Annotated in this window: 21 protein-coding genes; 20 read left to right on the plus strand and 1 reads right to left on the minus strand. The window is 52.8% G+C overall.

The genetic code is table 11. The annotated features are described in order from the left end of the window. Positions 1 to 12: 12 nt before the first annotated feature. The 6 genes from HMPREF9473_RS02560 to HMPREF9473_RS02585 all read left to right on the plus strand — a co-directional run bounded on the left by HMPREF9473_RS02560 (position 13) and on the right by HMPREF9473_RS02585 (position 6,466). Positions 13 to 1,707, plus strand: coding sequence for a hypothetical protein (locus HMPREF9473_RS02560; RefSeq protein ID WP_006778490.1), 1,695 nt, complete (start codon positions 13 to 15; stop codon positions 1,705 to 1,707). Further along, complete coding sequence (locus HMPREF9473_RS02565) at positions 1,704 to 2,288, plus strand: ABC transporter permease (protein WP_006778491.1); 585 nt, start codon at positions 1,704 to 1,706, stop codon at positions 2,286 to 2,288. Before HMPREF9473_RS02560 ends, HMPREF9473_RS02565 begins: the two co-directional genes overlap by 4 nt. A 132-nt stretch (positions 2,289 to 2,420) precedes the next feature. Further along, positions 2,421 to 3,524 (plus strand): UDP-galactopyranose mutase, encoded by a 1,104-nt coding sequence (glf, locus tag HMPREF9473_RS02570; protein WP_006778492.1) that lies wholly within the window; start codon positions 2,421 to 2,423, stop codon positions 3,522 to 3,524. Next, complete coding sequence (locus HMPREF9473_RS02575; protein WP_006778493.1) at positions 3,521 to 4,510, plus strand: glycosyltransferase family 2 protein; 990 nt, start codon at positions 3,521 to 3,523, stop codon at positions 4,508 to 4,510. Before glf ends, HMPREF9473_RS02575 begins: the two co-directional genes overlap by 4 nt. A 92-nt stretch (positions 4,511 to 4,602) precedes the next feature. After that, positions 4,603 to 5,589 carry a glycosyltransferase family 8 protein gene (locus tag HMPREF9473_RS02580; protein ID WP_006778494.1) on the plus strand — a complete coding sequence of 329 codons (987 nt, stop codon included), beginning with the start codon at positions 4,603 to 4,605 and terminating at the stop codon, positions 5,587 to 5,589. Between the two features lie 13 nt (positions 5,590 to 5,602). Further along, positions 5,603 to 6,466, plus strand: coding sequence for a glycosyltransferase family 2 protein (locus HMPREF9473_RS02585; RefSeq protein ID WP_034858638.1), 864 nt, complete (start codon positions 5,603 to 5,605; stop codon positions 6,464 to 6,466). Between the two features lie 60 nt (positions 6,467 to 6,526). Here HMPREF9473_RS02585 and HMPREF9473_RS02590 read toward each other — a convergent pair whose 3' ends face one another. Further along, on the minus strand, positions 6,527 to 8,068 hold the full coding sequence (locus HMPREF9473_RS02590; RefSeq protein WP_006778496.1) for a L,D-transpeptidase: 1,542 nt from the start codon (positions 8,066 to 8,068) through the stop codon (positions 6,527 to 6,529). A 154-nt stretch (positions 8,069 to 8,222) separates the two neighbouring features. Here HMPREF9473_RS02590 and HMPREF9473_RS02595 point away from each other — a divergent pair, with 154 nt between their 5' ends. From HMPREF9473_RS02595 to HMPREF9473_RS02655, 14 genes are all read left to right on the plus strand, one after another. Beyond that, positions 8,223 to 9,200 (plus strand): glycosyltransferase, encoded by a 978-nt coding sequence (locus tag HMPREF9473_RS02595; protein WP_006778497.1) that lies wholly within the window; start codon positions 8,223 to 8,225, stop codon positions 9,198 to 9,200. Between the two features lie 56 nt (positions 9,201 to 9,256). Continuing rightward, positions 9,257 to 10,705 (plus strand): lipopolysaccharide biosynthesis protein, encoded by a 1,449-nt coding sequence (locus HMPREF9473_RS02600; protein WP_006778498.1) that lies wholly within the window; start codon positions 9,257 to 9,259, stop codon positions 10,703 to 10,705. A gap of 59 nt (positions 10,706 to 10,764) precedes the next feature. Beyond that, entirely contained in the window at positions 10,765 to 11,790 is a 1,026-nt protein-coding gene (locus HMPREF9473_RS02605) for an ATP-grasp domain-containing protein (protein WP_006778499.1), read from the plus strand. A gap of 41 nt (positions 11,791 to 11,831) precedes the next feature. After that, positions 11,832 to 12,941, plus strand: a complete 1,110-nt coding sequence (locus tag HMPREF9473_RS02610) for a DegT/DnrJ/EryC1/StrS family aminotransferase (protein WP_006778500.1) — start codon at positions 11,832 to 11,834, stop codon at positions 12,939 to 12,941. A gap of 60 nt (positions 12,942 to 13,001) precedes the next feature. Next, entirely contained in the window at positions 13,002 to 13,694 is a 693-nt protein-coding gene (locus HMPREF9473_RS02615; protein ID WP_006778501.1) for a glycosyltransferase family 2 protein, read from the plus strand. A 46-nt stretch (positions 13,695 to 13,740) separates the two neighbouring features. Next, entirely contained in the window at positions 13,741 to 15,072 is a 1,332-nt protein-coding gene (locus tag HMPREF9473_RS02620) for a lipopolysaccharide biosynthesis protein (RefSeq protein WP_006778502.1), read from the plus strand. Next, positions 15,069 to 16,031 (plus strand): glycosyltransferase family 2 protein, encoded by a 963-nt coding sequence (locus HMPREF9473_RS02625; protein WP_006778503.1) that lies wholly within the window; start codon positions 15,069 to 15,071, stop codon positions 16,029 to 16,031. Before HMPREF9473_RS02620 ends, HMPREF9473_RS02625 begins: the two co-directional genes overlap by 4 nt. After that, positions 16,028 to 16,399 carry a DUF2304 domain-containing protein gene (locus HMPREF9473_RS02630; protein ID WP_006778504.1) on the plus strand — a complete coding sequence of 124 codons (372 nt, stop codon included), beginning with the start codon at positions 16,028 to 16,030 and terminating at the stop codon, positions 16,397 to 16,399. Before HMPREF9473_RS02625 ends, HMPREF9473_RS02630 begins: the two co-directional genes overlap by 4 nt. Further along, positions 16,359 to 17,210: a DUF2142 domain-containing protein gene (locus tag HMPREF9473_RS28350; protein WP_006778505.1), complete on the plus strand. Its 852-nt coding sequence runs from the start codon at positions 16,359 to 16,361 to the stop codon at positions 17,208 to 17,210. The genes HMPREF9473_RS02630 and HMPREF9473_RS28350 overlap by 41 nt, the downstream gene beginning before the upstream one ends. After that, the gene (locus tag HMPREF9473_RS28355) at positions 17,122 to 18,030 is read left to right on the plus strand and encodes a DUF2142 domain-containing protein (RefSeq protein ID WP_278245530.1); all 909 of its coding nucleotides are present in this window, start codon (positions 17,122 to 17,124) and stop codon (positions 18,028 to 18,030) included. Before HMPREF9473_RS28350 ends, HMPREF9473_RS28355 begins: the two co-directional genes overlap by 89 nt. A gap of 84 nt (positions 18,031 to 18,114) precedes the next feature. Then, positions 18,115 to 18,927, plus strand: a complete 813-nt coding sequence (locus HMPREF9473_RS02640; RefSeq protein ID WP_006778507.1) for an ABC transporter permease — start codon at positions 18,115 to 18,117, stop codon at positions 18,925 to 18,927. 11 nt (positions 18,928 to 18,938) lie between these two features. Continuing rightward, positions 18,939 to 20,261 (plus strand): ABC transporter ATP-binding protein, encoded by a 1,323-nt coding sequence (locus HMPREF9473_RS02645; protein WP_006778508.1) that lies wholly within the window; start codon positions 18,939 to 18,941, stop codon positions 20,259 to 20,261. A gap of 51 nt (positions 20,262 to 20,312) precedes the next feature. Beyond that, complete coding sequence (locus HMPREF9473_RS02650) at positions 20,313 to 21,116, plus strand: class I SAM-dependent methyltransferase (RefSeq protein WP_050810004.1); 804 nt, start codon at positions 20,313 to 20,315, stop codon at positions 21,114 to 21,116. Further along, entirely contained in the window at positions 21,103 to 24,219 is a 3,117-nt protein-coding gene (locus HMPREF9473_RS02655; protein WP_006778510.1) for a glycosyltransferase, read from the plus strand. Before HMPREF9473_RS02650 ends, HMPREF9473_RS02655 begins: the two co-directional genes overlap by 14 nt. The last annotated feature ends 157 nt before the right edge of the window (positions 24,220 to 24,376 follow it).

A 24,376-nucleotide genomic window follows, 5' to 3' on the forward strand; every position in this document is an offset into this window, starting at 1 on the left:
GGAGTGGTCAGGATGGAACAGGACAGGAAAGGGAAGATTTACAGAAAACTGTTTGTGGGATTTTTTGCTGTCATGCTCGTCTGCACCGTGATATCCAGGATTTATGACAGCGTAACCGTGCCTAAGGTGGTGACGGAGCGGATGAAACAGAAACCGGTGGATACCGTGGTTTACGGAAGCGGAACAATCCGGGAGAAGGAGACCGTTTCCCTGGATATCTATCCGGGAATCAAGGTGGAATCCGTGCCGGTGATACCGGGAACGGTGGTGAAATCGGGAGATGTGATAGCGTCCTACCAGCTGGAATCCCTGCTGGAAGCGAAGGCGGACTGCGCCGGGGAGCTGGAAAAGCTGAACCTGGAGCTGGAATCCCAGAAGGTTTCCGCCGAGGTGTATCCGGATGTGAGCCAGTCGGAGCTGGCGGCGTTTGAGGTACAGATGGCGGAGCGGGAGCTTTTGAAGGGGCAGCAGGAGTACACGGAGGCCCAGGCGGAGCATGACGCGGAACTTCTGCGGCTGAAGGAGGACTACGACAGGAAATCGGTTCTCACCCAGGATGAACTGTGGGAGCAGCAGAACCAGCAGTATGAAGCCGCGAGAAAGTCCCTGGCCCAGTCGAGGCGCTCCAGAGATTCCGAGGTCCGGACCGCCACCAGGAAGGTAGACGATTTGGAGAAGAAGATTGGCAAACTGACGGAGGAGGGCGGCCACGATGAGGAGGTGGCCCAGCTGGAGAGGGAACTGGCACGGGCCAGAGAGGATTTGGACGATTTGATTGACAGCTGGGACGAGGAAGTGGAGGACCAGGAGTATGAGGTGGACAGGATTGACAACCAGCAGGGGCGGATTGAAGCGGGAAAGACCACGTCCCTGGAGGCGCTGAAGGAATCCTATGACGCGGCTGTGAAACAGCAGGAGGAGAAACTGAAAAATGCGAAGAAGGAGCTGGAAAATCTGGAGACAGCCCTTGAAAAAGCCAGGTTCAGTGCGGGAAACGCAGCCAAAAGCGATGAGAATACAAGGCTGACCAACATACAGAAACAGCGCCTGTCTGACTTGACACAGAAGGGGCTTTTGCTGGATATCGAGAAGAAACAGAGGGAGCTTGCCCGCCTGGAGGAATTGATTGGGAAAGACGGGATTGTGGAGGCGGAGACGGATGGCACGGTAGTCAAACAGGAACTTGTGGCCGGAAAGAAGACCACGGGGGAGGAGCTTGTGACCATCGCCGCCGGGGCGCTGCAGTTTGAGGGCAGCTTTGTGAAGGAAGAACAGGAACTGGCGGTAGGGGATGTGCTGTCTATCGGAGTGCCTGGCACCTCCAGAAAGATAGAGGCGAAAATTGACAGACTGAATCTGCTGGGGGAGAGCGACGGCATTTTCCAGGCGGACATTGAGGAACTGGCCGGCTCTCTTGGGGCGGTGACGAGTTATGAGTGTAAAAAACAGTCGGATACCTTCAGGCAGGTGATTCCCCTTGGGGCGCTGAGAAAGGATATGAAGGGATATTACTGTCTGGCGGCCCGTGCCAGGTCTGCGATTCTGGGAGAGGAATTCCGGGCCGAGCGGGTGGATGTGCAGCTGCTCAGTAAAGGGAGTACGGAGGCGGCCATTGAGGGGCCGATTTTCGAAGAGGATGATATCATTGTGAAGAGCAACCAGGTGATCGGTGAGGGAGACCGGGTGAGGAAGGTGCCGGGGCTATGAAACGGTTTTGTGTAAAGTATGGGATGTTGATTGTGATAACTCTGTCCATGGCGGCGGCCGGATGGGGGCTGGCGTATGCCATGCTTGACGCGGATAAGACTGTCACCGTGGACTGCCGCGGCCGGAACATTGACGTGGAGGCGCTGCGCCGGATGGAAGAGCAGCAGAAGGACGGATACCTGGGCCTGGTGGGAATCGCCGGCTGGCGGGTGGAGGACCAAAGCGAGGTAACGTCTGTCAGCACCGGGAAGCGGCAGCGGACCAAAGTGACGGGGGTCTATGGCCCTATGGATATGGTGTATCCGGCGAAGATACTGTCCGGCAGCTACGGGCTGGCCGTGGAGAGAGGATACTGTGTGCTCAGTGAGGGCCTGGCCTATGAGCTGTTTGGCGACACGGATATCGCCGGGGAGCAGTGCCGGTTTGATGGGGAAATTCTGACGGTAGCCGGAGTGATTGAGAAGAAAGAAATGGTTTTGATGCGGCCGGTGACGGAGGGGCGGATGGAACAGCTGTCCCTGGAATTTAAGAGCCGGAGGAATCTGGAGAAAAAGGTGAAGGAACTGCTGGGGGAATTTTAGAATGGCGGTTCCTAAATAAGATGGGAATAGAGGTTTTAAGACAGTGCTGCCAGGAATGGCAGCATTTACTTTTAGAGGCGGTTATAGTACAATGGGACTAGTTTAAAATAAGGACAGGAGTGTTATAAGAGAATGAAACAATATGATTATGTGCTGGTTGGCGGCGGCCTTTATTCCGGTGTCTGGGCTTACAAGGCGGCCCAGGCGGGGAAGAAGTGTCTGGTTGTGGAGAAGAGGAATCATCTGGGCGGAAATGTGTACTGTGAGGATGTGGAAGGGATCCATGTGCACAAATATGGCGCCCATATCTTCCATACCAGCAACCGGGAGGTCTGGGATTTCGTCGGCAGTCTGGCGGAGTTTAACCGGTATACCAACAGCCCTGTGGCCAACTATAAAGGGGAGATGTACAACATGCCCTTTAACATGAATACCTTCAGCAAAATGTGGGGCATTTCCACACCGGAGCAGGCGAAGGCGAAGATTGAGGAGCAGCGGGCCAGCGTCACCGGGGAGCCGAAGAATCTGGAGGAGCAGGCCATCCGTCTGGTTGGAACCGATATCTACGAGAAGCTGGTGAAGGGGTATACGGAGAAGCAGTGGGGAAGAGACTGTAAGGAGCTTCCGGCATTTATCATCAAACGTCTGCCGGTGCGGTATACTTATGATAACAACTATTTTAACGATTTGTATCAGGGAATTCCCATTGGCGGTTACAATGTCATCATTGACAAATTGTTTGAGGGCTGTGATGTGGAGCTGGGTGTGGATTATCTGGCGAACCGGGAGCATTACGACAGTCTGGGTGAGACTGTGGTGTATACGGGGATGATTGACGCTTATTTTGGGTATCAGTACGGGAAGCTGGAGTACCGGAGCCTGCGGTTCGAGACGGAGGTTGTGGACACGGACAATTACCAGGGAGTGGCGGTGGTCAATTATACGGACAGGGAGACGCCTTATACCAGAGTGATTGAGCACAAGCATTTTGAGTTTGGGACACAGCCGAAGTCGGTGATAACCAGGGAGTATCCGTCAGACTGGGAGGAGGGAATGGAACCCTACTATCCGGTGAATGATGAGAAGAACCAGGAATTGTACGGCCGTTATGCCAAGCTGGCGGGGGAGGTTCCCCATGTGATATTTGGCGGACGGCTTGGGGAATACAAGTATTATGATATGGATAAGGTGATTGAGTCCGCGCTTGCGGCGGCAAAGAAGGAGTTTGGTAAATGATAACAGTTCTGGTGGCGGCGTATCAGGGGGAGAAATATCTGGAGGAGCAGCTGGATTCCATCCTGAATCAGACCGTGACGGATATTCAGGTCCTGATATCGGATGACGGCTCCACGGACGGTACCTGGGAACTGGCGAGACAGTATGCGGCTAAGTTTCCGGGGCGGGTGCATTGTATGAGGCATCCGCGGGCGGAGGAGGTCTCTGGCTTAGAACCATCGGATGCAGAGTCCCCGGCAGCGGAAAAGCTGAATCCGGCGGCCGCCAATTTCTTCTGGCTGTTGTCCCGGGCGGAGGGCGATTATATCATGCTCAGCGACCAGGATGATGTGTGGAGGGAAGACAAGGCGGAGCGGATGATGTTCCATATGAGGAAGGCGGAGAAGAAGTGGGGGGCGGATACGCCTATCTTGCTGTTCTCCGACGCGAAGGTGGTGGACAGGGAGCTGCAGGAGATTGCGCCCAGCTTTCTGAAATATCAGCATATCAATCCGTCCAGAACGTCTCTCAATGAGATACTTGTGGAGAATCCGGTCACCGGAGGCGCCGTGATGTTTAATGCGGCCCTGCTTCCTTATGTGTCGAAGGCACCCAGGCAGTGCATGATGCACGACTGGTGGATAGCGCTGGCGGCCTCCTGCTTCGGCCATGTGCAGTGCGTGAAGGAGCCGCTGTACAGTTACCGCCAGCACGGGAGCAATACGCTGGGGGCGAAACGGACCGGGAGTCTTGAAGATATGAGAGAGCGGATGAAGCGGGGAGAACAGGTGCGGGAGCAGTATGAGCGGATGTTTACCCAGGCTTCCTGTTTCTTGGAGCAGTTTGGACGCCAGCTGACGAAGCAGCAGAGGGAGGCGCTGAGAGCGTATCTCTCCCTGCCATGCCAGCGGCTTCGGGGGCGGATGAAGACGGTGAGGCGGTATCATTTTTACAAAAGCTCCCGGATTCAGACTGCGGCCATGTGTTTTACCATACCGAGGCGGTAGGGGCGCCGGCCAGGAAACATGTGCCAATCAGGAACATCACGCCAATAGAAATAATATGACAAGCAGCAACGCACAGAGAAAGGAGTCACAGGATGAATATTCTATATGCGTCGAATGACGGTTATGCGAGACATCTGGGAGTGTCACTGTATTCACTTCTGGAACATCATAGAGATACGGAGAACATTACCATCTACCTGCTGTCTGTCAACATGTCGGCTGAGAACCAGGGGCGGCTTCAGGAAATAGCCGGTCAGTTTGGGCGGAAGCTGGTGGCAGTGGAGATGGGGGACTTGAAAGAGCGGTTCCATGGCTCCGTGGACACCAGGGGATTTGATATCAGCGCCATGACCCGGCTGTTTGCGGCGGATGTGCTGCCGGAGACGGTGGATAAGATTCTCTATCTGGACTGCGATACCGTGATTCTGGGGAATCTGGAGCCGCTGTGGCGGATGGAGTTTGGAACTGCCCTGGTGGGCATGGTGCCGGAGCCCACGGTCTATGAGGAGATGAAGGCCTCCATCGATTTGAAAAAGGATGCCCCCTACTATAACTCCGGAGTCCTTCTGATGAATCTGAAGGGCTGGCGGGAGGAGAAGGTGTCGGAGAAGCTGCTGGCCTATTATGCAGCGAAGGGCGGTAATCTCTTTGCCTGTGACCAGGATACGTTAAACGGCGCATTGAGGGGAAGAATCATGACGCTGTCTCCCAAATATAATTTCTTCACCAACTATCGGTATTTCCGATATGAGACTCTGGCAGGGCTGAACGCCAGCTATGAGGCGGTGGGAAAGCAGGAGTATGAGGCGGCCAGACGCCATCCGGTTGTCATCCACTACGCGGGGGATGAGCGGCCGTGGATTGCGGGGAACCGGAATCATTACCGGAAGTATTATGAGATTTACTTGTCCCGGACCCCCTGGAAGGGAACGCCGAAGGAGACGGGGAAAGAACTCTATATGATGGTATACTGGGGGATGAACCACGTCACCTGGCTGTGTCCACCGGTCCGCATGTGGATCAGCAGGCGGTTTGGGATGAAGGTGATTGATTCGAGAAAGAAAGAGAAAAAGAGATAACGTCATGAGTCTGATGAAGATAAATTGTGTGATACTGAATTATAATGACGCGGATACCACGGGGAAGCTGGTACGGCAGATACGGGAGTATGACAGTCTGAATCAGATTGTGGTGGTGGACAACGCCTCCACGGATGATTCGGCAGAGCGGCTGAAGGAACTGGAGGACGAGAAGGTGGTGGTGCTGGCGGCGGAGTCCAACCGGGGCTACGGGGCCGGAAACAATCTGGGGGTAGAATACTCGTTTCAAATCAGCGGAGCCACCCATGTGATTATTGCCAATCCGGACACCTCCTTCACGGAGAACTGCATCCTGGGAATGAGCAAGGTCTTCTATCATGCCCCCGATGTGGGGGTGGTGGCGGCCACCATGGAGGACGCCGTGTACGGTACCCATCGAAACGGCTGGCCCCTGCGGAGTTTTACGAAGGAACTGCTGTCCATGGGGCCTGTCAGCCGGCGGCTGTTCGGGCGTCTGCTGGAATACCCGGAATCTTACTATCAGGATAAAACGGCCGTCTATGTGGACGCGGTCCACGGCTCCATGCTGATGGTGGACGGCGCTGTCTTCACGGACTGCGGCGGTTATGACGAGAATATCTTTCTGTACCAGGAGGAAGCGGTGCTTGGCTGGAAGATGAAACAGGCCGGCTACCGCACGGTCCTTCTTTTAAATTGCCGTTACCTCCACGAACATTCCGTCAGCATCGGCAAAACCTACCAGAGCCAGATTGCCAGACAACAGCTGCGCCACGACAGCACCATGTACTATTTCAAGCATTATCTTCACATCAACCGGCTCCAGGAATGGATAGCCAGGGCTTGGTTTTGGGTGATTTTATTGGAGATTCGGGTGGCAGGAATGGTGTTTCATTGAATATGGAGACAAAAAGAAAACCGGAGGCTGTCCTCCGGTTTTCCTGTTATGTAAGATTGCTTATTGTGCCTGAGCCATAATCGCTGCTGTGGCGGCTGCAATGCCCTCCGGCGTCGCATTGACGTCTGTCGGGTCCCAATTCTGTGCGAATGGTATCTCGGCAGCAATGACCGGACGTTCATAAGGTCCGGGTGTGTAATCATTGTACACGACTACCGTTGTTCCAACCGGGCAGTTGTCATAAATCCACTTGGCATCCCGGCTCAGCAGTCGGATACATCCGGCGGAGCGGGCCACGCCCATGTGGTTGTAGGTACTTGCCCATGCGGTATAGGTGTCCGGTCTGTCATAGATGATGGAGTGCATCAGGAAGGACAATCCCTTGCCAAGGCGGGTAGCGTACTGTGCGTACACGCCGCTGTTCATCAGACGCCAGCGGTATTTCTCCGGTGTGGAGAAGGTGCCAAGGGGGGTGTCATCTCCTGTGGACACTAAAAATGTCTTCAACGGGATAATAAATCCGTTGCCGCCGTCTCTGACATAGACGGTCATGCAGTTCATCTCTTTGTTAATCTTAATCTGGTAAGGTCCTTTCGCGCCGATAATCGGTTCCAAATCCTGTACCAGTTTTCCATCCTCCGCAAAATAATATTTGTACCCGTCAAGATACTGCCATCCGGTCACCGGATTGGAATCCACGAAGTAGTAACGGTCCATGTCGTCCCAGCCCCATCCCGTAAAGTTGGAGCCATCGCCGTGAATATAGCGGAGTGCGCCGTCAATGTTCTGGATGCCATCGGCATGTGCGGAAACAACCGGGTTCGCCGTGCGGTAAGGGAAAGCGTCTCCCTTGGCGAAGCAGGACATACGAAGACCTGTCAGCGCCAGCCCCTGGTTCATGGTTCCGGCTGTGCGGCCGTTCATGGCCCAGTCGGTCTCTTTCCCGTTGTTGAGAGTGGTGGTGTAATAAACATCATAGTCGTTATGTACCGGTCCGCTGAGGCGAATCTGAACGGCCTCAATCGGCGCCCACTGGGAATCCTCCAGAGTTGTAATGGTGGTCTGCTGACCGTTCATGGCCCATGGAGTCCATCCGCCTGCGGATGTGTAGGCACGGTAGTGGACATTACCGATAATCTCTGTCAGGAAAATGGAGATAGAGATAAAGGTTGTCCCCTCATTGTATATCTGCTCGTCGTTGACAAATGCTCTTGACCACTGCCCGTTCTGCAACAGGACCGTTGTCTGAAGATGAGGCAGACGCTTCGGCACGTTCATAGGATTGTTGGCCTGGGCGGCAGCTTCTGCGGCGGCCGCGGCGGCTTCCTCTGCCACATCGGCGGCAGCTTCCGCATTGCGGGCTTCCCCGTCCTCTCCGGCAGCAGCCTGGGTTCCTGTATTCTGACTGCCTGTATCCTGGCCAGCAGTGTTGGCATCGGACTGAGCATTGGCTCCGGTGTCAGCGGTATTATTCTGCGTCTGTTCCTGATATTGGACACCGGGACCGGAATCGGATGAACCTGCGAATGCAGGTACTGCGCTGCCAGCCACCATCACCGTTGTCAGAAGCAGGGCGAAACAATATCTTAATGACTTATTCATGGATAGTTCCTCCTACATTAAATACTTACCATGCTAATCTATCACATTTGTGGGGAAAATGCTATATATGATTTACAATTTATGGCTGTTATTGTAAAATGAAAGGTAATGGCAAGAAAAAAGTAAGGATTTTGTGGGAAAAGTGGGAGAAGGCATGAATCAGGGAAAACAGGAAATCATGGTCAGTATCTGCTGCATTACCTATAATCAGGAGTCCTATATCAGGGATGCGCTGGACGGTTTTCTGAAACAGGAGACGGATTTTGCATACGAGGTTTTGATTCATGACGATGCATCCACGGACAAGACCGGGGAGATTATCAGGGAGTATGCGAAGCGTTATCCTGAGGTGATAAAACCCATTCTCCAGACGGAGAACCAGTATTCCAAAGGGTTTACCAATATCAGCGGGACTTTTAATTTCCCCAGAGCGGCAGGGCGGTATGTCGCCATGTGCGAGGGGGATGACTACTGGACGGATGGGAAGAAGCTGCAGCTGCAGGTGGATTATATGGAGAGCCATCCGGACTGCGCCCTGTGTTTCCACAGCGCCGAGGTGGAGGTGCTGGAGCGGGCCATCACGGAGCGGGCTATGCGGCCCTACCGGGGGGACAAAACGGTCAGCCCGGAGGAGATTATCGGGAAACGTTCCGGTTATCCGACGGCGTCTCTTCTGTTTCGGACGGAGATGGTGAGGAATCTGCCGGAGTTTTATGTAAATGCGCCCATTGCCGACATTCCGCTGCAATTGCTGGCGGCGGCCAGAGGGTACGGGTACTATATGGACCGGCCCATGTGTGTGTACCGGCTGGGGGGAGCCGTGTCCTGGACATCCATGATGAAACAGGGCGATTATGAGGAAAAGCAGAGAAGGTATTTTACCCAGATGGAGGAAATGTACCGGGGATTTGACCGGGAAAGCGGCGGCAGATTTCATGAAGCTGTGGAACGGGCAATAAAACGCCTTTATTTCCTGACACAGGTGAATACCAGACATTATGATATCGTTCTCGCAAAAGAAAACCGGGAATTTTACCGGGAGTTAAATGGGAGAACCAGATTTTTCATCCGGCTGGAGACGGGGATGCCGTGGCTGTATCACTGGCTGCAGCGCCTGATGCACCGGGGATGAAACGAGACGGGATATGCGGCCGGGCGGCGGCTATCCTGATAGTGAGGACATGTTAAGTGGCAGAATCAGATATGAAGAGCAAGGTCGCCCACGGCCTGTTTTGGAAGCTGTTGGAAAATGGAGGCGCCCAGGGTGTGCAGTTTGTGATTGCCATCATCCTGGCCCGTCTGCTGACTCCGGCGGAGTATGGCGTGGTCGGCATTATTATGATATTTATCACCATCGCCAATGTGGTGGTGCAGAATGGGTTCAGCACGGCGCTGATTCAGAAAAAGCAGGCGGACAGCACGGATTTTTCTTCGGTGTGTTATTTCAGCCTGTTTGTGGCGCTGGTGATGTATGTGCTTCTGTATTTCGCGGCGCCGTCCATTGCGGAGTTTTACCGGATTGAGGAACTGCGGGCCATTGTGCGGGTGCTGGCGGTGGTTCTGTTTCCGGGGGCGGTGATCTCGGTGCAGACGGCCTATGTGTCCCGGAATATGGAGTTTAAGGGGCTGTTTTTCTCCACGCTGGCGGCTTCGCTGGTGTCGGGGCTTCTTAGTATCACCATGGCGTACCGGGGGCTTGGCGTCTGGGCTATGGTGGGGCAGCAGGTGGCGTACTATTTTGCGCTGATGCTGGTACTGTTCTTTACGGTATCCTGGAAGCCGAAGCTCTGTTTTGCGTTGGAGCGTGTGCAGGGAATGTTTGCGTTTGGCTGGAAGCTGCTGTGCGCCTCCCTTCTGGATACGATTTTTAATAATCTCTATGGACTTTTGATAGGAAAGATCTATAATGAAGAATTGCTTGGAAGTTATAACCGGGGGGAGCAGTTCCCGAAGCTGATAGCGTCCAATCTCGGCGCGGCGATTCAGGCGGTGCTTCTGCCTGCATTTTCGGCGAGACAGGATGATATCGGGCTGGTGCGGCAGATGGTGCGGCGGGCGATTCAGTTGAGTTCTTTTGCGGTGCTGCCCATGCTCATCGGACTGTTTGCGGTGGGGGATAACCTGGTGCTGGCGCTTCTGGGAGAGCAGTGGCTGATTTGCGTGCCGTTTCTTCGGATTATGTGTATTTCCTACTGCTTCTGGCCGATTCATATCACGAATCTCCAGGCGATTAACGCGGTGGGGAGAAGTGATATTTTCCTGAAGCTGGAGATTGTGAAGAAGGCGCTGAGTGTGCTGGCGCTGGTAATTGGGATGCAGTACAGCGTCACGGTGATGGTGGGGCTGAAGGCGTTTCAGGATTTCCTGTGTACGTTTGTCAATGCGGCTCCCAATAAGAAGCTGCTGGGATACAGCATTACCCACCAGTGGATGGATGTGATGCCGTCGGCGGCGCTGTCGGTGGTGATGGGCGTGGCCGTGTGGTTTGTGGGCAGGCTGATGCCGGGAGTGAATGTGTGGCTGACGCTGGTTGTGCAGATTGGGTGCGGCGTGGCGGTGTATGCCGGGCTGGCCTGGTTGTTTAAGATGGAGAGTTTCCGATATCTTTGCGAGATGGTGAGACGCCGGAGAGAATAGACGGTGCTGTGGCTGGAAAGGCTGGCAGATAGATGAAGACGCCGGCAGGAGGTAGATGATTGAAGACAATCCTTGTGACCGCGATTGGGTCATTTTCCGCGGGAGCGGTGATAGAGACGTATCGGAGAGAGGGATACCGGGTGGTTGGATGTGATATTTATCCGGCCCAGTGGGTGGTGAACTCCCAGGACGTGGAGGCGTTTTATCAGGCGCCTTACGCAACTTGCAGAGAGACATATGTTGAGTTTATCAGGCAGGTATGCGAGAAAGAAAATGTTGATTATGTGGTACCACTGACGGATGTGGAAGTGGATGTGTTCACGGAACTGGACAGGGATGCACTGGGGGCACGGGTGTGCATCTCCGGGCCGGAGGCCATTGGACTGTGCCGTGATAAATATAAAATGGAGCAGTTTTTAAAGCCCCTTGGCATCTGCCAGACCATTCCGGGGCAGCTGCTGTCGGAGACGGATGTGGAGCTTCTTAAATATCCGGTGGTAGTGAAGCCGTGTAATGGCAGGAGCAGCCAGGGACTCCGGATGGTGGAAAACCGGGAGCAGATGGAGCAGGTCCTTAGAGAGTGCGGGCCGGAGGCGGAGCGTTATCTGGTTCAGCCGAAGATGGATGGTTTTGTCGTCACCGTGGATGTGGTAAGAGAGCCAGGAACCGGGCGGACCGTGTGTCTGCCGAGACGGGAACTGCTGCGGACGCTGAACGGGGCCGGAACCTCGGTCTATGTGTTCCGGGAGGAACGGCTGGAGAGCCAGTGCCGGAAGATTGCGGAGGCCATCGGAGTGGAAGGCTGTGTGAATCTGGAGTTTGTGGAAGTGGTGGAGTCGGACGAAGAAAAGACCGGATGCGGCAATTCCCTGGCAGAATCAGGTCAGGAGGCAGACAACAACCGGACCTGGTATTTCCTGGAATGCAACCCAAGATTTGCCGGCGGGGTGGCATTTTCCTGCGTGGCGGGTTATGATATGGTCAGGAACCATATGCGGTGCTTTGAGGGAAAACCCATCGACGAGATGGGAGCGGTTGAATCCCAGTACATTGCCCGCAGATACCAGGAATATGTGATGAAATAGTTGGGAATAGTCGGAATAGGACAGTAAAGAAGGTAAAACAGATGAAAAAGCATGAGAATCCGATACTGGTGACGCGCTCGTCACTGCCGCCGCTTGAAGAGTACACGAAAATGCTGGAGCCGCTGTGGGAGAGCGCCTGGCTGACCAATATGGGGGCTTACCATGAGCAGTTTCGGGAGGAATTAAAGTCATATTTAGGAGTTTCCCAGCTGGAACTGTTTGTCAACGGACATATGGCGCTGGAGCTGGCGATTCAGGCTATGGGGCTTAAGGGTGAAGTGATTACGACGCCGTTCAGCTTCGCGTCGACCACCCATGCCATTGTGAGAAATGGGCTGGAGCCGGTGTTCTGTGATATCAATCCGGAGGATTACACCATGGATGTGGACCAGCTGGAAAGCCTGATTACGGAGAAAACCTCAGCGATTGTGCCGGTTCACGTGTATGGCAATCTCTGTGATGTGGAGCGGATTCAGGAGATTGCCGACAGGCATCACCTGAAAGTGATTTACGACGCGGCACACACCTTCGGGGAGGCGTTTGACGGCGTTGGCGTGGGAAAGTTTGGGGATGCTTCCATGTTCAGTTTTCATGCGACGAAGGTATTTCACAGCATTGAAGGCGGGGCGGTGGCGTTTCGGGAACCGGAGATGGCGGACCTGCTGTACCAGCTGAAGAATTTTGGAATTACCGGCTATGAGTCGGTGGAATATGTGGGCGCCAATGGGAAGATGAACGAGTTCCAGGCGGCCATGGGAATCTGCAATCTGAGACATGTGGATGAGGAGATTGCAAAGAGAAAGGTTATTATGGAGCGGTACCGGGAGCGGCTTTGCGGGATAGAAGGCATTCATATGACCAGGGAGAATCCCAGAGTGAAATACAATTATGCCTACATGCCGGTGGTATTTGACGGATACCGGTTGGACCGGGACCAGGTGTTTGACGCGCTGAAGGAGTGGAATATTATTCCCAGAAAATATTTCTATCCGTGTATTAATGCCTATGACTGCTACAAAGACAGGTTTGACGAAAACGACACGCCGGTGGCGAAACGGATATCCGAACAGGTGCTGACTCTGCCGCTTTATGCGGATTTACCCCTGGAGATTGTGGATGAAATCTGTGACGTGATAATCGGCCTTGGATAACGCCCGCAGGTAAGTTTTTCGGGTTATTTCGGTAAATGATTGACGTATGGGAGAACATATATGGATAAAGTGCTGGTGATTATTCCGGCGTACAATGAGGAACAGAATATCGAGATGGTGGTGGAGGAGCTGATTGCCAAGCACCCGGAACTGGATTATGTGGTGATCAATGACGGCTCCACCGACAACACGGCCAGAATCTGCCGGGAAAAGGGATACAATCTGGTCAATCTTCCGGTGAATTTAGGGCTGGCGGGATGTTTCCAGACAGGGATGAAATATGCCTATCAGGAGGGCTATTCCTATGCCATCCAGTTTGACGGGGACGGACAGCACCGGCCGGAATACATCGGGGATATGAGACGGAAAATGGAGGAAGGCTACGACATTGTCATCGGCTCCCGGTTTGTGGACAAGCCGAAGGATTTCAGTATGCGGATGATAGGAAGCCGTCTGATCGCATCGGCGATCCGGCTGACCACGGGAGTGAGGGTGGCGGACCCGACTTCCGGCATGCGGATGTTCAACAAAGAGATGATAAAAGAGTTTGCCCTGAGTTTAAACTATGGGCCGGAGCCGGATACCATATCGTACCTGCTGAAGCAGGGGGCGAAGGTGGCGGAGGTGCCGGTGGTGATAACCGAGAGGGCCGGCGGGGAGAGCTATTTGAAACCGATGGTGGCCGTGCGGTATATGGCCAGAATCCTGATATCGATTCTGCTGATACAGAATTTCAGGAAACGGAGCCGGTGAGCCATGAAATGACATTACAATAGAGGACAGAGATTGAGGACGCTGCATGAATAAATTGACAGGAGCGCTGCTGAAAACAGGCGGCAACAGGGAAAAACAGAATATGCTCTGGAATATGGCGGGGAGCTTCTGCTATGCGTTTGCCAGTATGGTGCTGGCATTTCTGGTTATGGGGATTATCGGTGATGAGGAAGGCGGTATTTTCTCCTTCGGATTCAGTACCCTGGGCCAGCAGATGTTTATCCTGGCCTATTTTGGCATCCGCCCGTTTCACATTACGGACGGGACCGGGGAGTATTCCTTCGGGGAATATTTACACCACAGGTATCTGACCTGCGGTGCGGCGCTGCTATGTGGAATCGGTTACCTGACGCTGTTTCACAGCCGGTATACCGGTCGTGAGATGACGGTGCTGTTTCTCCTTATCTGCTATAAGGTTGTGGATGGTTTTGCGGATGTTTATGAGACGGAATTTCAGCGCAGCGGCCGTCTCTATCTGACTGGTAAATCCAATACCTTCCGTGTGATACTGAGTGTGGGAAGTTTTCTGACGGCGCTGACAATATCTCACCGATATTACTTATCCAATCCGGTGGGGACGGACAATTCCCTTATCATCGCCTGTGCCATTGCGGTCGCGGCCCAGGTGCTGGGCGTGCTGCTGTTTGACATCCCGGTGCTTCGGGAACTGCCGACAGTGGCCTACGAGTGGGGACGAGGAAAGATAAAACCGCTGTTTTGGAATTCGAGTCTGCTGTTTGTGTCCGTATTTCTTGACTTTTATATCTTTTCCGCAGTAAAATATGCTATCTATGCCCATATGAACAAAGCGGCATCCGGCTATTTTAATATTATATTTATGCCAACATCGGTGATAAATCTGGCGGCCGGATTTGTGATTCGGCCGTTTCTCACTTATCTGACTGAATACTGGACGGAGAAACGTTACCGGGATTTCAACACAACGCTGAAAAAGCTGACGCTGGTTATCAGCGGTCTGACCGTGCTGGCGGTAGGCGCCACCTGGGCCATCGGCGGGCCGGTGCTTGGAATTCTGGAAACCATTTTGGGGGATGCTTATCAGGGGAAACTGACGGTCTATCAAATCCCGTTTATCTGGATTGTGCTGGGCGGTGGTTTCTACGCGGTGCTGAACCTGTATTACTATGTGCTGGTTATCCTGCGCAAGCAGAAGTTGATATTTGGTATTTATGTGGTAATGACGGCCATTGCGGCCGCGACGGCTCCTTACCTGGTGAAAACAGGCGGAATCCCTGGGGCCGCGGCTGGCTACCTGTTGTTGATGATATTGATGACAGCCATGTTTGTGGCAGGCGCGCTGGTGAGTTACCGTAGAGAAATGGAGAGCAATACATGAGAGAGACAGCATCATGGCGGGTAGATGTGATTATTCCGGTCTATCAGCCAGGGCGGACGTTTAGCGGCCTTCTGGAAATGCTGAAGCGGCAGACGTACCCAATCGGGAAAATCATTATCATGAATACGGACAAATCCTACTGGAATGACGGCGGCTATCAGGGCATCCCTGGGCTGGAGGTCCACCATGTGACGAAGGCGGAGTTTGACCACGGCGGAACAAGAAACCTTGGCGCCGGTTACTCCGACGCGGATATTATGGTGTTTTTAACGGACGATGCAGTGCCGAAGGACGAGCGCCTTATCGAGCGTTTGGTGGAAGCATTGTCCTGGACGGGGGATGATGGGGAGACGGTGGCTGTGGCCTATGCAAGACAGCTTCCGGCTGCTGACTGCCGCTATATTGAGCGTTACACGAGGTCCTTCAACTATCCGGAGGAGAGCCGGGTAAAGACGGCGTCGTCCCTGCCGGAGCTTGGCATCAAGACCTACATGGCTTCCAATGTGTGCTGTGCCTACCGGAGAGATATTTTTCTGAAACTGGGTGGATTTATCACCCGGACGATATTTAATGAAGACATGATTTACGCCGCCAATGCGGTCAAGGCAGGCTACGGAATTGCCTATGCGGCCGAGGCCCGGGTGATTCATTCCCATAACTTATCAGGCGGGCAGCAGTTTCACCGGAATTTCGATTTGGCCGTATCCCAGGCGGACCACCCGGAGATATTCGAGGGGGTTCCGTCGGAGGGCGAGGGCATCCGTCTGGTGAAACAGACGGCGTCCTATCTGGTGAAAACAGGTCATTTCTGGCTGCTGCCGTCCCTGGTATACGGCAGTGGCTGTAAATATGCAGGGTACTGGCTGGGAAAACGCTACCGCCGTCTTCCGTCATGGCTGGTGAGAAAATGTACCATGAATCAGGATTACTGGAACCGGAAAGGAGTTGAGGGAAAATGATGACGATGACACTTCGCGTGGCCCTTGTGCTGGTATCGTTCATGACGCTGTTTCTGATGATGAGGAAAATCCGTCAGGCAAAAGTACAGATCGAGTCTGCCATTTTCTGGATTGTGCTGGCCCTGGTGCTGGTGGTGTTCAGCATTTTCCCATCGGTGGCCGATTTTGCCGCCAGGATGCTCGGCATCTATTCCACGGCAAACTTCCTGTTCCTGTTTGCCATCTTTTTGTTAATCGTGAAAGTGTTTTATATGACCATTCATATCTCGCAGCTGGAGACGAAGGTGAAAGATTTGGTGCAGCAGATGGCGTTGGAGGAGAAGAAGCATGAAGACGAACAGCCTGAAAAATCTGGGAAAACAGAATAAAGTGACCGTTGCCGGTCTTCTGCTGCTGGTATTTCTGGGAGTGAAACACTATATGGATACCAGGGCGGGGGCCATCGGGAGCGGCGATAGCTGGCTGACCGGACAGTATATGGTCCTCTTTGTGGTCTGCCTGTTGGGAGCCCTGCTGTTTGGATATCTGCTGTACGGCGGATGGAAGCTGGAGCATGTCTTCGTGGCGGCCGGATTATTCTTCGGCGGCCTGTTTCTGTGTGTACTGCCGCCCCTCTCGGCGCCGGATGAGGTGAGCCATTACATCAGCGCCTACCAGCTGTCCAGTCACATCATGGGAAAACCGGCCAACTATAAGACCGGTCATGTGCTGGTGAGGGCCGAGGACTGGTTTTTGGAGGATGTAAACGGGGAATACCAATATGAACTGGACGGCGATGCACTGGTGGCGGTTCATCAGGAGGAGACGGACGCCACGGTTCTGGGGCAGACGCTGACGGAAGATACTTATAAAAAGATACATGAGCTGGGACTGTTTCATCACGCGGCGGTTCCTGGCGTGGAGGGAGCGGACCAGACTCCGGTCTACGCGGTGTCCACCTATCCCCCGGTAGTGACTACACCTCTGGCCTATGTGCCTCAGGCGGTCGGCATCACGCTGGCAAGGCTTCTCGGGATGAACAGTTTGGGACTGGCATATCTGGGACGGCTTTTTAATTTATTTTTTTATGTTGGAATTACTTTTTTTGGCGATGAAACGCCTGCCTTTTGGGAAAGAGGCGCTGTTTGGCGTGGCGCTTCTGCCCATGACCCTGCATTTGACAGGTTCCATGTCCTATGACGCCATGATTCTGGCCCTGGCCTTCTATTTTACGGCGGTCTGTCTGGATTTGGCGTATGAGAAGGAAAATGTCCGGGTGCGCGACATTGTGGTATTGGCGGCTGTTGTCGCTGTGATGGGACCCTGCAAGATGGTCTATGCGGTGCTGATGGCCTTCTGTTTTTTAATCCCGGTCCGGAAGTTTGGCGGCTGGCGCAATTATCTTCTGTCCGCGGCGGCGGTGCTGGCGGCCTTTGTCATCGCCATGGTTCTGGTCAACAGCCAGACGATTGCCATCTATACCTCCGAGTCAGAGACTTATGTGACCTGGGCGGAGGAAGCCGGGTACAGCTTTGGACAGCTACTGTCCAACCCGAAACTGTTGTTTCAGATGTTTTACAACACGTTTGTCTGGCAGGCGGAGTATTACCACCTGACCATGATAGGCGCTTATCTTGGAAATGTGGATGTGGTGCTGGACGTGCCATATCTGGCAGTGATGTTTTTCAGTCTCGGACTTCTTGGTTTATCCTTCCGCAAACCGGGGGAAACTCTTAAGATATCCATGGGACAGAGATGTTTTATCTGGATTGTCTGCCTGGGATGTGCCGGGGCCGTCATGTTCTCCATGCTGCTGGCCTGGACTCCTGTCAGCTCCAAAGTCATTACCGGCGTGCAGGGAAGGTATTTTCTCCCATTTCTGCCGGTGCTGCTGATGAGCCTGAAAAATAACACGGTGGTGTTGACAAAAGACGTCAACCGGACTCTGCTCTATCTGATGTGCGTGGCGGACTGCTATGTGATTTTGCGGCTGTTCAGCATTGTCAGCATGCGGCTGTAATGGGCTGATTTTCGGTTGTAGTGGAAAAATATCGCGGTTTGTGTTAGAATCTTGGTGAACTTCGTCGAAAAGGAAGGAAAACCTATGAGTTATCTGATTTCGTTAATGAAAGAAATCATTAAAAAAAGAAAATTAATTCTGGATTTGTCAAAGGCGGATTTTAAGAAACGCTTTGTCGGCTCCTATTTTGGTATTATATGGATGTTTATCCAGCCGATTGTAACCGTGCTTATCTACTTCTTTGTGTTCCAGATGGGCTTTAAGAGCGCGCCGCCGGTGCCCGGCTATCCCTATGTGCTGTGGCTGATTCCCGGTATTGTGCCCTGGTTTTATTTGAGCGAGGCCATGAACAGCGGAACCAACTGCCTCCAGGAGTACAACTACCTGGTGAAGAAGGTGGTGTTCCGGGTGGAGATATTGCCGATTATCAAGGTAATGTCCTGTCTGATGGTACACCTGATATTCGTGTTTATCATGCTGGTGGTATTTTTAATTTACGGCAGAATGCCTATGTTTTCCTGGATTCAGATTGTGTATTACACGTTTGCGGCCAGTGTGTTCTCGCTGGCGATTGTGTACTTTACCAGCGCTGTGAATGTGTTTTTTAAGGATATGGCCCAGATTGTCAACATTTTTCTGCAGTTTGGAATGTGGCTGACCCCGATTATGTGGGACCCTATCATGTTCCCCAACAGTCCGGCCTGGCTGACTACGGTTTTAAAGATTAATCCGGTGTACTACATCACCACCGGGTACCGTGACAGTATGCTGACGGGAGATGCGTTCTGGCAGAGGCCGTCGCTGACTGTCTATTTCTGGGTGGTGACAATTCTGCTGTTTTTGTGCGGGCTGAAGGTATTTAAAAAGTTGAGACCGCATTTCTCAGATGTGCTGTAAGGAGATTTTTCATGGATAGAGTAGAGACGGATTATGCAATCCGCGTAAAAGACGTGACAAAAATATACCGTTTATATGACAAGCCCATCGACAGGCTGAAGGAATCGCTGCACCCGCTGCACAAGGAGTATCATAAAAAGTTTTATGCGCTGAACAGCATTTCCTTTGATGTGAAAAAGGGCGAGACCGTGGGCATTATCGGCACCAACGGGTCCGGGAAGTCCACGATTTTGAAGATTATAACGGGCGTTTTATCGCCCACCACCGGGGAAGTGGAGGTAGTGGGAACGATATCGGCTCTGCTGGAGCTGGGCGCCGGGTTTAACATGGATTATACCGGAATTGAAAATATCTATATGAACGGCACCATGATGGGATTTTCCAGAAAGGAAATGGACGAGAAGCTCCAGGATATTCTGGATTTTGCGGACATCGGGGATTTTGTGTACCAGCCGGTGAAGACGTATTCCAGCGGTATGTTTGTCCGCCTGGCATTTGCGCTGGCTATCAATGTGGAGCCGGAGATCTTGATTGTGGACGAGGCGCTTTCCGTGGGCGACGTGTTCTTCCAGTCCAAGTGTTATCGGAGGATGGAGGAAATCCGCAAGAAGGGGACCACGATTCTGATGGTTACCCACGATATGGGAAGCATTATCAAATATTGTGACAAGGTGGTGCTGCTGAACCGGGGCAGTTTTGTGGCCGAGGGAAGCGCCGGACATATGGTGGACTTGTACAAGAAGATTCTGGCCAACCAGATGGACGCTCTCAATGAGGAGCTGGAGGAGATGAATGATTTTTCCGGCGAGGGAGAGCGAAAGACTTCACCGGTCCGGAAGTCGGAAGTAGGACTGATGAAGGATAAACTGACCATCAACTCCAACCGTACCGAGTATGGGGACGGAAGGGCTGAGATTTATGATTTGGGACTGTTTGATGAGAGAGGGAATCTGACGAATCTGCTGCTGAAAGGGGAATCATTTACCATTAAGGAGAAGATTCGGTTCCATACGGCGATTCAGTCGCCTATTTTTACTTACACCATCAAGGATAAGAAGGGGACGGATTTGACCGGAACCAATACTATGTTTGAGGGAACGGAGATAAAGCCGGTGAAGGCCGGGGATGAGTATGAGGTATCCTTTACCCAGAAGATGACGCTTCAGGGCGGGGAGTATCTGCTCAGCATGAGCTGTACCGGATTTGAGCAGGGGGAACATGTGGTGTACCACCGACTGTATGATGTGGCGAACATCACGGTGATTTCCAACAAGAATACGGTGGGCGTGTATGATATGGAGTCTCAGGTAGAGGCGAAGTATGTGAAGGCATAAGTGAATGGAACTGTGCGGCGTCAGTGGCGGCAACAGGAAAGGAATAAACAGATGAGTGATATCAGCAGGGAAATCATGGATTTGCTGGAGCGGTACGGGGCGGACAGGAAGCTGGCACTGCGGGAGCACAGCAGGCTGGATTATCTGTATGCATTGTCGGATATGAGGGAAAATCTGCTGGAGTGGTATCCCTTCCGGGCGGAGGGACGGCTTTTGCAGATTGGCTCGGATTACGGGGCCATGACGGGGCTTTACTGCCGGAGAGTGGCTGAGGTTGTGGTGCTGGATGAGTCCCAGGACAATCTGGAGGCCAACCGGATGCGCCACCGGGAAGAGGAGCATGTGACTTACGTCCATGGGACGTTGGAAGATTATGTAAACCAGTCCAGGCGGGTGGAATGTTTTGATTATGTGGTATTTGTTGGCTCCATGCGGCCGGATTATGAAGCATATATGCATGGAGTGAAGCGGATGCTGAAGCCGGGCGGGGAATTGATTGTGGCGGTCTGCAATCCCTTTGGCATGAAGTACTGGGCCGGAGCGCAGAAGGATGAATTCAGCTATTCAAGAAACGCGCTGGTGAAGCTGCTCGCGGAGACGGAAGATGGAATGGATGATGGGAACCAGCTGGAATTCTATTATCCCATGCCGGATTATAAGCTGCCAATCTCCATCTATTCCCAGTCGTATCTGCCGGGAAAGGGCGATTTGACCAACACGCTGACGGCTTACGATTATCCCAAGTATCTGCTGCTGGATATCGGGGCGTCCTACGATGCGGTGTGTGAGGATGGACAGTTTGAGAATTTTGCGAATTCCTTTTTAGTGATATGGAGAAAATATGGTGCAAATTAAGTTTGTAAAGTATAACAGCACAAGGCGAGAGCGGTTTCAGATCAAGACAACGATTCTGGAAGAAAATGGGACCCGGTATGTGGAGAAAGCAGCCCTGAGTATGGAAGGCGCTCCCCATATCTGGTCTTTTGCGTCTAATTATGGTCTGCTGTCGGGACAGCACCGGGTGTTAAAATTCGCGGAGCCGGTGATTCATGAGGACAGGTCCCGCGCCAGATTCCCCTATTTGACAGGGGAGACACTGGCGGAACGGTTGGGCCGGGAGATTCAGGGAGGCAAGGCCCCGGTGGATGCCATACGGGAAGCCTTGGACCTGGTATTCGATGTGGCGCCGGAGTGCGTGGAGCCGTTTCGGGTGACGCCGGAGTTTCTGGAGGTGTTTGGAGGGGACGAAAGTTCCTTTGAGGACATGGAGGATGACTCCTATGTTATCTCCAATGTGGACGCCCTGTTTGAAAATATGATGCTGACGGAGGACGGGCTGTACTGTCTGGATTACGAGTGGGTGTTCCAGTTTCCGATTCCGGTTCAGTTTTTGAAATACCGGACGTTGTACTATTTCTACCAGCAGTACCACAGTCTGATGGAGTATGAGTCCAGGGAGAGTTTTCTGGCGGAGTTTGGAATCAGCGTGGAGATGGCCGGGAGATACCAGGCCATGGAGCAGTGTTTCCAGGAGTATGTCCATGGGGAGAACCAGAGAATTTATCTGGAAAACTTCATGATACGGACCAAGACCGTCAAGGAACTGGCCCAGGTGGATGGCGAGCTGGAGAGGACGAAAGAACGTCTGGAGCAGTTAAAGCTGCAGGTAAAGGAGCGGGATTTGAATATCCGCAAGCTCCAGGAGGTCCAGCGTCTGACCAACAACCATGTGACCAACTTGGAGATTATGATCAAGGATTTGCGGGCTGAAATCGGGGAGATGGGGAAGACTCTGTCCTACTTGAACCGGCATGAGGCTTTGATATTTAAGGTAAGGAGAAAGCTGGGGCAGAAGTTCAATGAGCGGTATCCGAAGGGAACCGTAAAGAGGAAAAAACTGTCCTATCTGAAAGAATATATTCTCCATCCATTCCGCTCTCTGAAGTTATATACGTCTGAGGAGGGGAAGAATTTAAAGGATGGGGATTTCAATATCGGTGAGGAGTACCGGGTGCATGGGAAACTGAGATTTCCGAAGGTGGAGTCTCCCATGGTTTCCATTGTCATTCCGGTTTACAATCAGATTCATTACACCTACGCTTGTCTGGTGTCTATTTTGGAGCATACCACGGATGTGAGCTATGAGGTGATTATCGCTGATGATGTCTCCACGGATGCCACCTCCCATTTGAGTGATTATGTGGAAGGGCTGGTGATCTGCCGGAACACCACCAACCAGGGATTTCTGCGCAACTGCAACAATGCGGCCAGGTCCGCCCGCGGGAAGTATGTGATGTTTTTAAACAACGACACCAAGGTGACGGAAGGGTGGCTCAGTTCGCTGGTGAATCTGATTGAGTCGGACCGGACGATTGGAATGGTTGGCTCCAAGCTGGTCTACCCGGATGGACGCCTTCAGGAAGCGGGAGGCATTATCTGGAGCGACGGCTCCGGCTGGAATTACGGGCGGCTGGATGACCCGGACAAGCCGGAATATAACTATGTAAAAGACGTGGATTACATCTCCGGGGCGGCAATTCTGCTGTCTAATGAGCTTTGGAAGCAGATAGGTGGGTTTGATACCCGGTTTGCACCGGCTTACTGCGAGGATTCGGATTTGGCGTTTGAGGTGCGAAAGGCCGGTTACCGGGTGGTATATCAGCCGCTGTCCAAGGTGATTCACTTCGAGGGCATTTCCAACGGAACCGACGTGGAGGGCTCCGGCCTGAAACGGTATCAGGTGGCCAACAGCAAGAAGCTGAAGGAGAAATGGGCGGAGGAGATCAAAAAGCAGTGTGAGAATAATGGGAATCCCGACCCCTTCCGCGCGAGAGAGCGGAGTGTGGGGAAGGAGATTATCCTGGTTGTGGACCATTATGTGCCTACCTATGACAGGGATGCCGGCTCCAAGACCACGTACCAGTATTTGAAAATGTTCCTGAGCAAGGGTTATGTGGTAAAGTTTTTGGGAGATAATTTCCTCCACGAGGAGCCGTATTCCACGCAGCTGCAGCAGATGGGCATTGAGATTTTGTATGGGCAGGAGTACCAAGTGAGAATCTGGGATTGGCTGAAGGACCATGGGAATGATATTTCCTTTGCCTATTTGAACCGGCCTCATATTGCGACGAAGTATATTGACTTTATCAAAGAGAATACCAATATCAAAGTGATTTATTACGGCCACGACCTGCATTTCCTGAGAGAAGGACGGGAGTACGCCCTGACGGGGGATGTGGAGAGACGGCAGGCGGCCGAGTACTGGAAATCCATCGAAATGTCGCTGATGTACAAGGCGGATGTGTCCTACTATCCGTCCTATATTGAGCGGGACGCCATCAAGGCGGTGGATGAGGACATTCCGGTGAAGGACATTGTGGCATACGTGTACGAGGAGTTCCTGGACAATATCCAGGACGACTTTGCCATGAGGGAAGGACTGCTGTTCGTCGGCGGCTTCGCCCATCCGCCCAATGCCGACGCCGTGCTGTGGTTCGCCAGAGAGATTTATCCGTTGATCCGGGAGAAGCTGGATATTCCATTTTATGTGGTAGGCTCCAAGGTAACGGATGAGATTAAGGCGCTGGAGCAGCCGGGCAATGGAATCGTGATCAAAGGATTTGTCAGCGAGGAAGAGCTGGCTGAGTTATACTGCACCAGCCGGATCGTGGTAGTGCCGCTGCGCTACGGCGCCGGCGTAAAAGGAAAAGTGATAGAAGCTCTCTACAACGGAGCGCCAATCATCACCACCTCCATCGGCGCCGAGGGAATCCCGTCCGCCGGTGACGTCATGCTGATACAGGATATGCCCCAGGGCTTCGCCGACGCTGTGGTAAACCTGTACCAAAACCCGGATGAGTGCCGCCGCATGTGCCACAGGACGCAGGAGTATATCAAGCAGTATTATAGTGTGGATGCGGCTTGGAGTGTGGTGGAAGAGGATTTTAAACGAGAATAAAGTCAAGAAAGACAGTCATTTCGCGGATAAGACGATTGACTGTCTTTTTGACTTATTGGACTTGGAGTGTACAAAAATGGCCGAATTTATGACAATTTTTTCCCTTTTTCACACAAAAACGAAGAAATATGTTAGCCTGACAGTATAAATGTCAGGG

This window comes from Hungatella hathewayi WAL-18680 (assembly GCF_000235505.1).
Lineage (GTDB): Bacteria > Bacillota > Clostridia > Lachnospirales > Lachnospiraceae > Hungatella_A > Hungatella_A hathewayi_A.

What these genes read in the sequence shown, in the direction of transcription:
- HMPREF9473_RS02585 (WP_034858638.1), top strand. Translation starts at nt 5,603, where the DNA reads ATGAAGATAAATTGTGTGATACTGAATTATAATGACGCGGATACCACG.
- HMPREF9473_RS02580 (WP_006778494.1), top strand. Translation starts at nt 4,603, where the DNA reads ATGAATATTCTATATGCGTCGAATGACGGTTATGCGAGACATCTGGGA.
- HMPREF9473_RS02615 (WP_006778501.1), top strand. Translation starts at nt 13,002, where the DNA reads ATGGATAAAGTGCTGGTGATTATTCCGGCGTACAATGAGGAACAGAAT.
- HMPREF9473_RS02640 (WP_006778507.1), top strand. Translation starts at nt 18,115, where the DNA reads ATGAGTTATCTGATTTCGTTAATGAAAGAAATCATTAAAAAAAGAAAA.
- HMPREF9473_RS02645 (WP_006778508.1), top strand. Translation starts at nt 18,939, where the DNA reads ATGGATAGAGTAGAGACGGATTATGCAATCCGCGTAAAAGACGTGACA.
- HMPREF9473_RS02625 (WP_006778503.1), top strand. Translation starts at nt 15,069, where the DNA reads ATGAGAGAGACAGCATCATGGCGGGTAGATGTGATTATTCCGGTCTAT.
- HMPREF9473_RS02575 (WP_006778493.1), top strand. Translation starts at nt 3,521, where the DNA reads ATGATAACAGTTCTGGTGGCGGCGTATCAGGGGGAGAAATATCTGGAG.
- HMPREF9473_RS02565 (WP_006778491.1), top strand. Translation starts at nt 1,704, where the DNA reads ATGAAACGGTTTTGTGTAAAGTATGGGATGTTGATTGTGATAACTCTG.
- HMPREF9473_RS28355 (WP_278245530.1), top strand. Translation starts at nt 17,122, where the DNA reads ATGAAACGCCTGCCTTTTGGGAAAGAGGCGCTGTTTGGCGTGGCGCTT.
- HMPREF9473_RS02655 (WP_006778510.1), top strand. Translation starts at nt 21,103, where the DNA reads ATGGTGCAAATTAAGTTTGTAAAGTATAACAGCACAAGGCGAGAGCGG.
- HMPREF9473_RS02590 (WP_006778496.1), bottom strand. Translation starts at nt 8,068, where the DNA reads ATGAATAAGTCATTAAGATATTGTTTCGCCCTGCTTCTGACAACGGTG.
- HMPREF9473_RS02595 (WP_006778497.1), top strand. Translation starts at nt 8,223, where the DNA reads ATGAATCAGGGAAAACAGGAAATCATGGTCAGTATCTGCTGCATTACC.
- HMPREF9473_RS02630 (WP_006778504.1), top strand. Translation starts at nt 16,028, where the DNA reads ATGATGACGATGACACTTCGCGTGGCCCTTGTGCTGGTATCGTTCATG.
- HMPREF9473_RS02610 (WP_006778500.1), top strand. Translation starts at nt 11,832, where the DNA reads ATGAAAAAGCATGAGAATCCGATACTGGTGACGCGCTCGTCACTGCCG.
- HMPREF9473_RS28350 (WP_006778505.1), top strand. Translation starts at nt 16,359, where the DNA reads ATGAAGACGAACAGCCTGAAAAATCTGGGAAAACAGAATAAAGTGACC.
- HMPREF9473_RS02650 (WP_050810004.1), top strand. Translation starts at nt 20,313, where the DNA reads ATGAGTGATATCAGCAGGGAAATCATGGATTTGCTGGAGCGGTACGGG.
- glf (WP_006778492.1), top strand. Translation starts at nt 2,421, where the DNA reads ATGAAACAATATGATTATGTGCTGGTTGGCGGCGGCCTTTATTCCGGT.
- HMPREF9473_RS02560 (WP_006778490.1), top strand. Translation starts at nt 13, where the DNA reads ATGGAACAGGACAGGAAAGGGAAGATTTACAGAAAACTGTTTGTGGGA.
- HMPREF9473_RS02620 (WP_006778502.1), top strand. Translation starts at nt 13,741, where the DNA reads ATGAATAAATTGACAGGAGCGCTGCTGAAAACAGGCGGCAACAGGGAA.